Source organism: Kurthia sp. YJT4, from assembly GCF_030219945.1.
Taxonomy (GTDB): Bacteria; Bacillota; Bacilli; order Bacillales_A; family Planococcaceae; genus Kurthia; species Kurthia gibsonii.
On the sequence record NZ_CP126689.1, the window covers coordinates 985,696 to 998,785 of the forward strand.

Below are 13,090 nucleotides of genomic sequence, written 5' to 3' on the forward strand. Positions count from 1 at the left end.
TGAAAAAAGCAGCAGTTTCAATTATGTTATTAGACGATCAAATTAAAACACAACTAAAGCAATACCTTGCCATGTTAGAAGGAGACTTAGTTTTAAAAGTACATGTGGGCGAAGATGAAACATCAAAAAATATGTTAGAACTTGTTCAAACATTAGATGATATGTCACCACGTATTACAATTGAACATGTAGAATTAGAACGTACACCGAGTTTCAGCGTTAATCGTGTAGGTGAAGATACAGGTGTTATTTTTGCAGGTTTACCACTTGGTCATGAGTTCACGTCGCTTGTACTGGCGTTATTACAAGTAAGTGGCCGTGCACCAAAAATTGATGAATCAACAGTAAAACGTATTCAAGCGATTAAAGAGCCAATGAACTTTGAAACATATGTTAGTTTAACATGTCATAACTGTCCAGACGTTGTTCAAGCGTTAAATATTATGTCTGTATTAAATCCAAATATTACACATACAATGATTGAAGGCGGCGCTTTCAAATCAGAAGTAGAAGAAAAAGAAATCATGGCTGTACCAGCAGTTTACCGTGATAAGGATTTCTTTGAAGGTGGTCGTATGACATTAGATGATATTCTAGATAAATTAGGTTCTACAGTTGATGCTGCCGAATTCAATGATAAAGAACCATTTGACGTGTTAGTAGTAGGTGGAGGTCCAGCAGGTGCAAGTGCAGCAGTTTATGCAGCACGTAAAGGTGTGCGTACGGGAATTGTTGCAGAACGCTTCGGTGGACAAGTAAATGATACAATGTCGATTGAAAATATTATCGGTATAAAAGCAACAGAAGGTCCAAAATTTGTTGCAAGTCTTGAAGCACATGTATTAGATTATCCAGTTGATGTGATGAAAGCACAACGTGTGAAAAATATTGAGAAGAAACAATTAATCGAAGTTGAATTAGAAAATGGTGCAGTTTTAAAAAGTAAAACTGTTATTCTATCAACAGGTGCTCGCTACCGTCAATTAGGCGTAAAGGGTGAGCAAGAATTTAAAAATAAAGGTGTAGCATATTGTCCACACTGTGATGGCCCATTATTCAAAGGTAAAGATGTAGCAGTAGTAGGCGGCGGTAACTCAGGCGTTGAAGCAGCAATCGATTTAGCTGGAATTGTGAACCATGTAACACTTCTACAAAACACAGGTGAGTTAATTGCAGATACAGTTCTACAAGAACGTTTACGTAGTTTACCAAATGTAACAATTATCACGAATGCTTTAACATCTGAAATTACAGGTGATCGTACAGTGAATGGTATTGAATATATCGATGCTGTAACGAAAGAAAAACATCATGTAGCACTTGATGGTGTATTCATTCAAATTGGTTTATTACCAAATACAGAATTCCTAGAAGGTTCTGTTCAATTGAATGAACGTGGAGAGATTGTTACAGATCGTAATGGAGCAACAGATATCGATGGTGTGTTTGCAGCAGGTGACTGTGCAAATAGTGCCTATAAACAAATCGTTATCTCAATTGGTGCAGGTGCAACAGCGGCATTGAGCGCATTTGATTACCTAATTCGTCATACAGAAGAGTTAGTAGAAGTATAATACTTTTCCATAGTTAAGCATTAGAAAATAGGCTGGACATAAGTGTAAAAAATACTATCCTATATGAGCATAAAAAAACTGGAATCGTGCTGTGGCGCGATTCCAGTTTTTTGGGCTCTACAATAAATAACGTTGGTGAAGAAAAAAGCACCGAGCTCACATGAGATCGGTGCTGGAACTTCACTAGCGTTATTTTTTATATAAAACCATAGAAAACAAGTGAGTTTCCCGATAGAATAAAAGTCGACTAAAACCCATACTAAAGGAGAGACTCACTTGCATACTACTCATGATATTAAAAATTTACTAGATATACAAGACCCAAACATCACTTTTTCCGATGCATGCGTGGAAATAAAGCAATATAGAGGAAAGGTATGTAAATTTATTTCCGCTACACTTACCTATACACCGACCCATTGCGCGGTTTGTGGTATGAAAAATGAACACTTTTCCGTGATTAAAAACGGGACACAAACCTCTCGCATCACGCTGCCACTCACGGGGGTGCATCGTACCTTCCTTTTACTGAAAAAGCAGCGTTTCTTTTGTAAAAGCTGGTCCTGTACTTTCGTGGCGCATTCGTCTATTGTCGATCGCCATTGTTTTATTTCCAATCAAACGAAAGCACGCGTTACGATGAAAGCGACCGAAGCGCAATCCATCACGTTGATTGCCCAAGATGCGATGATTTCGGTGTCTTCTGTACAACGCTTTATTCAAGCGTATGCGAACGAATGCTTGAAACCAACGAATCGACTCCCGGAAAACCTGTCGTTCGATGAATTTAAATACGCCAGAGGGCGCATGGCTTTTCAATACATTGATGCCCAAACCGGCACGATTTTGGATATTTTACCGAGTCGCTTCAGTTTTCATATTAAGAACCATTTCTACACGCGTTACAGCTATCGTGAACGCTGTTCGGTCAAAACCATTACGATTGATATGAATGCCGGATATGAAAAACGCATACAAGAACTGTTTCCAAAAGCGAAGTGAACTGCACCCCATTTGTTAGACACATACTAACAAGGAGGTGCGGTTTTTCTATGGGAAAAATGAGCCCTGAAGATAAATTAGCAGCGGTTGAACGCTATCTAAATGGCAAGGAAAGCTCTAGAACGGTCGCTGCGGATTTTGGTATTTCACATCGTTATTTATTAGGCTTAGTGAAACAATATCAGCACAATGGTGTAGAGGTTTTTGTCAGACGATATACAAACTATACAAAAGCGTTTAAACTAGACGTACTTAACTATATGACTGAAAATGGTACGTCCTTTAATGAAACAGCTGCGATCTTTAATATTGCAGGTGCTTCATCGATACAGAATTGGAAAAAACAATTCGAAACTTTAGGAGAGGATGCCCTTCAGCCAAAGAAAAAGGGGCGTCAATCCATGAAAAAAGAATCGACTAAACAACCTAAAAACGTACTAGCAGAAGGCTCTACTAAAGCTCTTCAAGCGCGTATTCAGCAGCTTGAAATGGAAAACGAGTATTTAAAAAAGTTGAATGCCTTAGTTCAAGCCAAGGAAAAATCACCAAAGAAGACAAAGTAAAGGTCATCTATGAATTAAGGCATAAATACTCGGTGAAGGCGCTTGTGGCATTCGCCAAAATCAAACGCAGTACGTACTACGCTATCGTGAAGAAGATGGATCAACCAGACCCAGACGCTGATTTAAAAGCTGACATTCAAGCCATTTACGATGAACATGAAGGTCGTTACGGTTACCGTCGCATTCGTGATGAGCTGGCGAATCGTGGGCAAAAAGTGAATCATAAAAAGGTTCAGCGCATCATGAAAGAGCTTGGCTTAAAGTGTATTGTCCGCATGAAAAAATATAAATCATATAAAGGCACAGTGGGCGAAATTGCCCCAAATATTTTAGACCGCCAATTTACAGCAGAAGCTCCAAATGAGAAGTGGGTAACGGATATTACAGAGTTTAAATTATTTGGCGAAAAGCTTTATTTATCGCCTGTTTTAGACCTATTTAACGGAGAAATCATCACGTACACGATTGGCTCTAGACCAACCTTTTCACTTGTTTCAGACATGTTAGATAAGGCTTTAGAACGTTTACCAGAAGACCACCAGCTATTAATGCATTCGGATCAAGGATGGCATTATCAAATGAAACAATATCGCCACACGCTTCAATCGAGAGGGATTGTGCAAAGTATGTCTCGAAAGGGTAACTGTTACGATAATTCAGTGATGGAGAATTTCTTTGGGATTATGAAGTCCGAATTCCTTTACCTAAAAGAATTTGAAAGTGTAGAGCAGTTTAAATTGGAACTTGAAAAATATATAAATTATTACAACACGAAACGCATGAAGGCAAAATTAAAGATGAGTCCAGTGCAATACCGAACTCAATTTACCCAAGCTGCCTAAAATAACCGTGTCTAACTTTTAGGGGTCACTTCAAAGATCATCATCGACCGATTCCATCTCGTTCAATTGATCAGTCGTTCGATGAATCAACTGCGAATCCAAGTCATGAATGGTTTTAGACGTGGGCACAACGAAGATCAGAAGAAATATCGTCGGCTGAAAAGATATTGGAAACTACTTTTAAAAAACGAAAAAGACCTGACCTATACCCTTTATAAACCGTTTGGGTTATTTGGGCAAACGACGGATAGGACCGTTGTCGATACATTATTGAACTATGATGAACGTTTACAAGTCAATTATACACTGTATCAATCCCTATTAAATGCCATGAAAGACAAAGATATAAACGTCTTACAAACGCTCTTAAAACAGCCTTTACACGAAGAAATTTCACTCGATTTTAGAAGAAGTATGCGCACATTAAAGCATCACTTAAGTTCCATTGAAAATAGTTTTATGTATCCATTCAATAACGGAAGAATTGAAGGCATCCACAATAAAATCAAAGTCTTAAATCGTGTTGCCTATGGGTATCGTAATTTCACGAACTACCGTCAGCGAATCTTCATTCATTTCAAATTGAAAAGAGCGAGTTGCGTTTCATAAATGAAACACAACTCGCTCGAAAAAACCGACTCTTTTATTCTATTAAATAATCTCACCAACGTCATTTGACAAAGAGCCAATAAAATGATTTTTTAGTTAAAAAAACACAAAAAAAGAACTTTCCTCTAATTAATGAGTCAAAGTTCTGTAAGTGAAAAATTAATATTTTAAGATAGTTGATTAGATATTTCAAAAAAGTTTTTATAAATCGCTGTATAAATTTTTTGAGAGAGTACTGGGTTATGAATAATTGCAATAATACCCTTGTATAGAATATCTTGGTTAGGTTTTTCTATATGAATCAATTCGGATAGAATTTCTTTTTCTGTAGTATTCATCCGTCCTCTTAAATTCATGCTATTTAACCATGTAGAGAGTGATAAAATCATATATGGATTAGCTAATTTAGCGATTTTTTGATGTTGTTCTTCTTTTAATAGTACTCGTCTAATATATGGGTTTAAATCTTTTTCGTTTTCTAAGAAAGAATGAATATCCATAGATAATAACATAGATTGTTTTGATAGTTGACCAAGGTTTGTTGGCTCCATACCATATAAATTTACAGGTTTTTTCTGTTGTTCGTCGAGTTGTGTTAATAAGATGTTTAGCTGTTTGGATAACTTGCCCAATTCATCTTCACTTTCCTTTAAACGAACAGAATAATCCCCTTTGTTCAAACGAGCGATTTTCTTTTGCATAATCGTAATCGGTCTAAATAGTCGATTCATAAAGATAAGCTGTATTAAACAAACAACAAGTAAAAGAACAACTAAAATAATAATCGTTGTTTTAATTTTATTATATTCGCCTAAAAGATATGCATTAGCATCAAAGTCTATTCCGTAATAGGCGAACATTTCACCATCTTTATTAAATAAAGGCTTTAAGACCGTAATCCATGTACCAAAACGATCGGTATAAATTTTAGAGTATGTTTGTTTTTTCGTTATTTTCATCTCAGCAATGGCATCGGCAATGACTTGTGGTTGTGTATAAAAGTCACCAATTAATAAGTCTGATTTTTCAAAGGCTTCCATGAGGAATGTTGGGCCTGAGATGACACTTGTTTGACTCCCATTACGCAACTCGACACCAAATAAATAGCCTTGAGCAACTTGCGGTTGGTAATTGGCTAATTTATCAAATTTTGCAATCATTTTTTTTTGTAGTTCTTCATCTTGTGTTGCAACAAGCTTTTCGACATCCGATGTTAATACTTCTTTTGACCATGCTTTCATCGTACGTTCTGAATCTGTAGAGAGACGACTCACTGTTGCATTCATATTCATGTAGTAGTTAATGGAAGTAATGATTAAAGAGACTAAAATCGTAATAATCGATGCAAATAAAATACTTTTAGATTTTAATGACAAATATTTCATTGAATCTCCCTTGTCTCGTGGAATAATAATATACATAACCATACCACTTTATACTAAAGAAGTTAATACTTTCGGTTCAATTTTCACTAATTAAAATAAAACAAAAAGTGTACAAATAAAATGATTAGCATGGTACATATTACTTTACGAAATTGATAGAATTTGATGCATACAAAAGATTTATAAGCATAAAAAGTAAAAACCCTTAGAATAATACATAATTCAATCATTCTAAGGGTTCTTTAGTTTTAAATTATTTTATATTAAAAAATTGAGGTGAGTTAAAATGAAATAGGTTGTTTTTTAATCTGGCTTCTTAATTGCTTTGCAGCACTTACCATATTTTTTAGTGCGTCAACGGTTTCTTTTTCGCGACGTGTTTTAAGTCCGCAGTCTGGATTAATCCAAAATCTTTCTTTTGGAATGATATTCAAACTATCTTCTAAAATCGTATACATTTCTTCTATACTCGGTACCCGTGGACTATGAATATCATATACACCTAAACCAATACCATATGGATAAGGTGTATGTTGCAATGAGTGAATTAATTCACCGTGACTACGTGAAGTTTCTAGTGAAATAACATCTGCATCTAGTGCAACAATCGGTTCAATAAAATCATTAAATTCACAATAGCACATGTGTGTATGAATTTGCGTACTTGGTTGAACGGCAGCTGTAGCTAATTTAAATGCATTAATTGACCAATCTAGGTAATCTTGTTGACGCGACTGTCGTAATGGTAAACCTTCTCGTAAGGCAGGTTCATCGACTTGAATGATTTGGATACCACTTTTTTCGAGTGCAAGAATCTCTTTTTTAAGTGCAAGTGCAATTTGGATAGCGACTTTACTACGTTCGATGTCATCACGTACAAATGACCAATTTAAAATGGTGACCGGTCCTGTTAACATTCCTTTGACTAAACGATCTGTTTGTTCTTGAGCATCTGTTGTTTCTTTAACAGTCATCGGTTCAAGCCATTCAATATCGCCATAAATAATAGGGGGTTTTACACAACGTGAACCGTAAGATACAACCCAAGCTTTTTTAGTAAATGCAAAACCAGCTAGTTTTTCTCCGAAATATTCCACCATATCTGTTCGTTCAAATTCACCATGAACTAATACATCTAAATCTAAATCTTCTTGAATTTTAATCCAGCGATTTGTTTCTGCACGTAATTGAGTTTCATAAAGCTCTGTTGAAATTTCTTTTTTACGCCATTGCGAACGTATTTTTTTGATTTTTTCTGATTGTGGAAAGCTTCCAATAGTTGTTGTTGGAAAATCAGGTAAGTGTAATCTGTTTTTTTGTGTAATAATACGTTCTTCGAAAAGCTGTGAACGATTAAAATCTTTCTTGTTAAGTTGTTTGATTTCTTGTGCAACAGTCGAGTTATTCCGAGATACATCGGTAGCAAGTTTTTCAATAACCATTAAATTTTCTTTTATTATAGATGGGGTTTCAAAAGATTGATTACGAATATAATAAGTGATATGACGCAATTCATCTAATTTTTCATCTGCAAATGCAAGTGCATTATATAAGACAGTTGGCAATGCTTTTTCAGCAGCGGTTGTGACAGGTGAATGTTGCAAATTACAAGAAGGTTGTAGCCACAATGCTTTTGGCGAAACTAATTGTAAGATAGCTTCAACTTTTTGTGTGACCTCTTTTAAAGGGCTGACCCAAATATCACGACCATTAATAATACCAGCAGCTAATACTTTATTTCCTGGGAAACTGTATTGCTTGATTGCTTGTAAATTATCTTTGTATCCATGAACAAAATCCAATCCAATACCTGCTACAGGTAGTTGTACAATTCTTTCGTATTGTGGAATTGCTTCAAAATAAGTGGAAATCATTAAATTCGCACCTGGTACATGATCAGCTAATTGTTGATAGATCACATCAATTAATTGTAGTTGTTCTTCGTCTAACTCTTGCGTGAACATTGGTTCTTCAAGTTGAATCCATTCAGCTCCTGCATCTACAAGTTGTTGAATTACTTGTTCGTAAAGTGGTAATAGTTGCAAAATAAAAGATGCGACTGTTTTTTCACAATAGCCTTTTGTTAGCTGAATAAAAGAGTATGGACCAATAAATGTTGGTTTTGGAGTTGTTGATAATACAGATTTTGCTTCATTGAATAAATCAAGTAAGTAGTTGTGTCCTAATGATAGTTTTTGTTGTTCGTATTCTGGAACGATGTAATGATAGTTCGTATTAAACCATTTCGTCATTTCGCACGCAATTGTTGTGTCTGAGCCACGTGCCATCGCATAATATGTTTTCAATGAAGGTTCTGATTCTAATGTATGATATCTCTCGGGAATTAGACGGAACATAAAAGCTAAATCTAACATACGATCATAATAAGTAAAGTCACCGACTGTTATTTGTTCAATTCCTTTATCTTGTTGTTTTAGTAAATTTGCTATGCGTTGATTTTTTAATTCTTTTTCAAATTGACTTTCTGAAAGTTGTTGATTCCAAAATTGTTCTACTGTTCTTTTCCATTCGCGGTTTTCACCAATATATGGATATCCAATCGTTGTACTTGATACAGTTGTCATTATAAAAAACCTCCTTTTGAATTTACATAAACCAAAATAAAAAGACTATTTCTTAAAGGAAATAGTCTGAAGCGTTATCTATGCATACTGAAAAAGAGGAATAATTTCCCCGTCTATGCGCACAGAACACCACCTATCTCCACGTAGGTATTTGGTGTGTACTAGAAGATGGCTGGTCTCCTGACTTATGCTCAACATTTTTCAAGCCTTCCCATTAAAGAACAGTGGCGTTGTTTGAAAAACTCCCAATTACAGTTGCGGGACAGTGGCGAATTTACATCGCTCTTCCCATTTAAACTTATTTTCATAAGTACCATTTCTTACACGTTATGTAATTAGAGATTACTATAACATAAAACTATTAGAATAAAAAGAAAAAGAGAAATATTCAGAAAAATATACAACTATTTCATCTGAGAGATTTAATTATTAGAAAGAAGTTAGGAAATAAAAAAGTAATGTATTTTAAACACGAAGAAGTGAACCAATAGGAACGTGTAGAAAACCACCTTCAGCAAAAATAGCTTGAGCTGAAAATTTTATAGGAAAGTAGTGATTAGAAGTTTGAATTTATATCCACATGCTACTGACTTAATGTAACGGAGAAAAAGAAGAATTCTGTACGGTTTTCAGGTAGTACTTCAGTTTGAAGAGGATGGATATAACTGTGAAAATATCATCTTATATGAGCATGAAAAATCGGAATCGCGCTATGGCGAGGTTCCGGTTTTTCGTTGCGAACTCTAAAAGAGAAAAATGAAATGTTTTTTCTCATCCTCTTTTCTTCTGATGAATATTTAGTCATTTAAAAACTACATCCCAATTTTTAGACATATCTAAAAATTGGAGATGTAGTTCAATCATACTTTTATAAGACTTCAGCTTCTTGAAACACCTTGCTTTGCAAATAGGTTAGTTTTTTTGCCATGACTTCCGGTTTCTCTTTGAAATCTTGATTCATCCAATAAATAAAAAAGCCAAGACTTGCATATGTTGAGTAGTAACTAAGAGCAGGTACCTCAATCGGTAAGTCATCTTTTAGTGCAATCTCTTTACCGGTTAGTTGTACGAGGCTGTCACAAAAACGATTTTGAGAACCAGGCAGCATCTCTCCTTTAATAATGAGAGAGAAAATGAATTGATTTTGATAAATATATTCAAAAATAGCTAAGTGGAGTCGCTCATCTGTAGATGAAATTTTCCCCAGTGCTTGGTAACTCTCTCTAAAGTAGGTTAGTAGTTCTGTAAGATAATCATCAAAGATTGTGCAAAGAAGGTCATCTAAATCTTTATAGTGAGAGTAGAATGTAACACGATTACATGTAGCTTGCTGTGCAACTTCCGTTACTGAAAGTGAACGTAAATCATGTCCTTCTTTTAAAAGATGGATGAGTGCAGCTTTTAATTTTTTCTGTGTGCGTAAAATTCTACGATCTTGTGAAGAAGACATCAAATCATTCCTTTCATAATGTCATTATGCCATTATTTCCATTTAACAGAAAGTTTATAATTACCTAAATTAAGCTATGTGTGAACAAGTTGTGTTATAATTAATTTAAAATTAAATAGTTTATTATTAAAATATTTAGCGCTTTTCTATTGACAGTATGCATGAAAGTTTGTTAATTTACAAGTGTAGTTTATTTCTGAAAGATTTTAAGGAGGAGTTTTATAATGGCTCGTTTAGAAGGTAAAGTAGCAATTATTACAGGTTCAGCTCAAGGTATGGGAGCTGCACACGCAAAAAAATTCATCGAAGAGGGCGCTAAAGTCGTTCTTACGGACTTAAATGAAGAAAAAGGTAACGCATTTGCTGCAGAACTTGGCGAAAACGCTATTTTCGTAAAACAAAACGTTGCAAACGAAGAAGATTGGAAAAACGTTGTAGCGAAAGCTGAAGAAGCATTCGGTCCAGTAAACGTACTAGTAAACAATGCTGGTATCACTATGGCTAAATCAATCACTGATACTTCAGTAGAAGATTACCGTAAAATCGTTGAAATCAACCAAGTTTCTGTATTCTTAGGTATCAAATCAGTTGTTTCTTCAATGGAAAAAGCTGGTCAAGGTACAATCGTAAACATTTCTTCACTTAACGGTTTAGTTGGTGGCGCTGTAGGTTACACTGATACTAAATTTGCTGTACGTGGTATTACAAAAGCAGCAGCTCTTGAGTTAGCTCCTAAAAACATCCGCGTAAACTCTGTACACCCAGGTGTAATTGCTACACCAATGGTTGTTCAAGAAGATACTAAAGCAGCAGTTGAAGCATTCTCTAAAATGATTCCTATGGGTCGCGTAGCTGAGCCAGAAGAAGTTTCTAACTTAGTTCTTTACTTAGCTTCTGAAGAATCAAGCTACTCAACTGGTTCAGAATTCATCGTTGATGGCGGTATGTCAGCACGTTAATTCGTTTTACCAAACATTTATAGCTTCTATTGATTTTCTCCTATTGTATCTTGGGGTATTAGCAGGTAGAGAATCTTTAAAAGGAAGGATTGCGCATTGGCGTAGTCCTTCTTTTTATATAAAAATAGGTGTTTGACATGAGGATAAGAAGTCGTTATATTTATGTGGAACCGGTACCATATGAGTTTCAGAGGAGATGAAAAGATGCCGACAATTCGAGATGTAGCAAAGGAAGCGGGTGTATCTTCATCTACTGTTTCACGTTATCTAAATAAAAACGGGTATGTGAGTGAAGAGGCAAAAAAGTCGATTCACGCAGCAATCGAATTACTGCGTTATCGACCTAATGAAATGGCACGTTCACTTGCGACGAAGAAAAGCCAAATGGTGGCTTTGCTTGTGCCAGATATTACGAATCCTTTTTTTACAGAGTTAGCAAAAGAAATTGAAGAACAAGCCTATCAATACGGCTTTACAATGATTCTTTGTAATATTGGAAATGAACATGAAAAAGAAAAACAAATCATTGAACAATTGCAACAGCAGTATATTGCAGGATTATTTATTGCGACAAAGCAAATAGAAGCGAGTTACTATGAAAAGTTGCAAATTCCCATGGTCGCTGTAGACCGCGTTTTATCAGAGAAGATTCCGACAATCAAAACGGATCACTTCCTCGGAGGTCAAATAGCTTGCCAACACTTGATGGCTTGTGGCGTAGAGAATGTACTATGTATTCGAGCATCGAGTGAAGAGGATGTTGCAAATGAACGAATAGCAGGCTTTTATTCTTGCGCACAAACATTACAAATTGAAGAAGTAATTAGTGCATATGAAGTGGAAGCGACAAAAATTTTGGTGCTTGAAAAACTACAAAATCGAACATATGAAGCAATCTTTGCAAGTAGCGATGCGATGGCAATTGGCACGTTAAAAGCGATTCAACAAATGAATTTACGTATTCCAGAAGATATTCAGTTGATTGGTTATGATGGTATTCGCATGACAGAATGGACGACACCTACGATTACAACGGTTGCACAACAAATTACGCAAATTGGACAAAGAGCTGTTCGCTGTTTATGGAAGCAAATGCAAAATGAAGATATTCTAGAACGTCACCAACTTGTAGCACCTATTTTAATAAAAAGAAATTCAACTAAAGGAGAATAAATATGATAACAGTCATTGGTAGTATTAATATGGATATTGTTGTAGAAACAAATCTATTTCCGAAACAAGGAGAAACCGTTTTAGGGGAGAGTTTTCACACTGTTCCAGGAGGTAAAGGAGCAAATCAAGCGGTTGCAGCGGCTCGATTAGGTGCGCATGTACATATGGTAGGTGCACTAGGTAATGATGCATTTGGACAAGTGTTACGAAACTTATTAAAAGTAGAAAGCGTACAAGATCAGTTTGTAGAGACGACATCCACTGCTACAGGAATTGCCAATATTATTTTATTCGAACAAGATAATCGAATTATTGTAGTACCTGGTGCAAATCACGATGTTACAAAGGAGTCAATTGATGCAGCGCGTGAGCAAATTGCCAAGAGTGAGCTAGTCATTATGCAATTAGAAATACCACAAGAAACGGTAGAATACGCACTTGATGTGTGCCAAGAATTAGGTGTAAAAGTACTGTTAAATCCAGCGCCAGCAGAGAATTTTAAAGAAGAGTGGATGGACCGTGTCGCATACTTCACGCCAAATGAAACAGAATGTGCAGATATTTTTAAAGACGATGTAGAAAATGCGCTTGAACGTTATCCAAATCGTCTAATTGTGACACTAGGAGCGGATGGTGCACGTTACTATGATGGTGAAAAACATGTGATTGTGAAAGGTTTTAAAACAGTACCAAAGGATACAACAGGTGCGGGGGATACATTTAATGGTGCTTTTGCTTATGCTCTAACTACAGGTGTAGGAATCACAGAAGCGGTTAAATTTGCGAATATCGCTGCTTCTTTATCTGTTGAAAAGTTTGGCGCACAAGGCGGTATGCCAAAGGTGGAAGCAGTGCAAGCCCGCTTAAAAGAAGCAAGATAGATGAGAAGTGATGAGGATTAAACCTCGTCACTTTTTTATATTAAAAAATAAAATCTATATTCTTATG

The 13,090-nt window shown here is 35.7% G+C and carries 10 protein-coding genes and 1 riboswitch; of the genes, 7 read left to right on the plus strand and 3 right to left on the minus strand.

Features of this window, described 5'->3' with window-relative positions:
- The first annotated feature begins 23 nt into the window (after positions 1-23).
- From ahpF to QN089_RS04745, 4 genes are all read left to right on the plus strand, one after another.
- Positions 24-1,574, plus strand: a complete 1,551-nt coding sequence (gene ahpF, locus QN089_RS04730; RefSeq protein ID WP_285216413.1) for an alkyl hydroperoxide reductase subunit F — start codon at positions 24-26, stop codon at positions 1,572-1,574.
- Between the two features lie 276 nt (positions 1,575-1,850).
- Positions 1,851-2,576, plus strand: a complete 726-nt coding sequence (locus QN089_RS04735) for a transposase (protein ID WP_285216057.1) — start codon at positions 1,851-1,853, stop codon at positions 2,574-2,576.
- 50 nt (positions 2,577-2,626) lie between these two features.
- A protein-coding gene (locus QN089_RS04740) for an IS3 family transposase (RefSeq protein ID WP_285216058.1) occupies positions 2,627-3,981 on the plus strand; the annotation gives its coding sequence in 2 pieces (ribosomal slippage) (positions 2,627-3,080 and positions 3,080-3,981; 1,356 coding nt in all).
- Positions 3,982-4,023: 42 nt separating this feature from the next.
- Entirely contained in the window at positions 4,024-4,590 is a 567-nt protein-coding gene (locus QN089_RS04745; RefSeq protein WP_285216414.1) for a transposase, read from the plus strand.
- A 167-nt stretch (positions 4,591-4,757) separates the two neighbouring features.
- On the opposite strand, the gene QN089_RS04750 is transcribed toward QN089_RS04745, so the two are convergent.
- The 3 genes from QN089_RS04750 to QN089_RS04760 all read right to left on the minus strand — a co-directional run bounded on the left by QN089_RS04750 (position 4,758) and on the right by QN089_RS04760 (position 10,010).
- Positions 4,758-5,975: a HAMP domain-containing protein gene (locus QN089_RS04750; RefSeq protein ID WP_285216059.1), complete on the minus strand. Its 1,218-nt coding sequence runs from the start codon at positions 5,973-5,975 to the stop codon at positions 4,758-4,760.
- Between the two features lie 281 nt (positions 5,976-6,256).
- Positions 6,257-8,560 (minus strand): 5-methyltetrahydropteroyltriglutamate--homocysteine S-methyltransferase, encoded by a 2,304-nt coding sequence (metE, locus tag QN089_RS04755; RefSeq protein WP_285216060.1) that lies wholly within the window; start codon positions 8,558-8,560, stop codon positions 6,257-6,259.
- Between the two features lie 153 nt (positions 8,561-8,713).
- Positions 8,714-8,893: riboswitch (cobalamin riboswitch) on the minus strand.
- Positions 8,894-9,428: 535 nt separating this feature from the next.
- A complete protein-coding gene (locus QN089_RS04760; RefSeq protein ID WP_068454321.1) occupies positions 9,429-10,010 on the minus strand; it encodes a TetR/AcrR family transcriptional regulator in 582 nt (193 codons plus the stop codon).
- Positions 10,011-10,234: 224 nt separating this feature from the next.
- Here QN089_RS04760 and QN089_RS04765 point away from each other — a divergent pair, with 224 nt between their 5' ends.
- From QN089_RS04765 to rbsK, 3 genes are all read left to right on the plus strand, one after another.
- Positions 10,235-10,969: a glucose 1-dehydrogenase gene (locus QN089_RS04765; RefSeq protein ID WP_068454318.1), complete on the plus strand. Its 735-nt coding sequence runs from the start codon at positions 10,235-10,237 to the stop codon at positions 10,967-10,969.
- Positions 10,970-11,173: 204 nt separating this feature from the next.
- Complete coding sequence (locus QN089_RS04770; RefSeq protein ID WP_165442680.1) at positions 11,174-12,142, plus strand: LacI family DNA-binding transcriptional regulator; 969 nt, start codon at positions 11,174-11,176, stop codon at positions 12,140-12,142.
- Positions 12,143-12,144: 2 nt separating this feature from the next.
- Complete coding sequence (gene rbsK / locus QN089_RS04775) at positions 12,145-13,023, plus strand: ribokinase (protein ID WP_285216061.1); 879 nt, start codon at positions 12,145-12,147, stop codon at positions 13,021-13,023.
- Positions 13,024-13,090 lie beyond the last annotated feature (67 nt).

What these genes read in the sequence shown, in the direction of transcription:
- QN089_RS04770 (WP_165442680.1), top strand. Translation starts at nt 11,174, where the DNA reads ATGCCGACAATTCGAGATGTAGCAAAGGAAGCGGGTGTATCTTCATCT.
- QN089_RS04760 (WP_068454321.1), bottom strand. Translation starts at nt 10,010, where the DNA reads ATGTCTTCTTCACAAGATCGTAGAATTTTACGCACACAGAAAAAATTA.
- metE (WP_285216060.1), bottom strand. Translation starts at nt 8,560, where the DNA reads ATGACAACTGTATCAAGTACAACGATTGGATATCCATATATTGGTGAA.
- QN089_RS04765 (WP_068454318.1), top strand. Translation starts at nt 10,235, where the DNA reads ATGGCTCGTTTAGAAGGTAAAGTAGCAATTATTACAGGTTCAGCTCAA.
- rbsK (WP_285216061.1), top strand. Translation starts at nt 12,145, where the DNA reads ATGATAACAGTCATTGGTAGTATTAATATGGATATTGTTGTAGAAACA.
- QN089_RS04750 (WP_285216059.1), bottom strand. Translation starts at nt 5,975, where the DNA reads ATGAAATATTTGTCATTAAAATCTAAAAGTATTTTATTTGCATCGATT.
- ahpF (WP_285216413.1), top strand. Translation starts at nt 24, where the DNA reads ATGTTATTAGACGATCAAATTAAAACACAACTAAAGCAATACCTTGCC.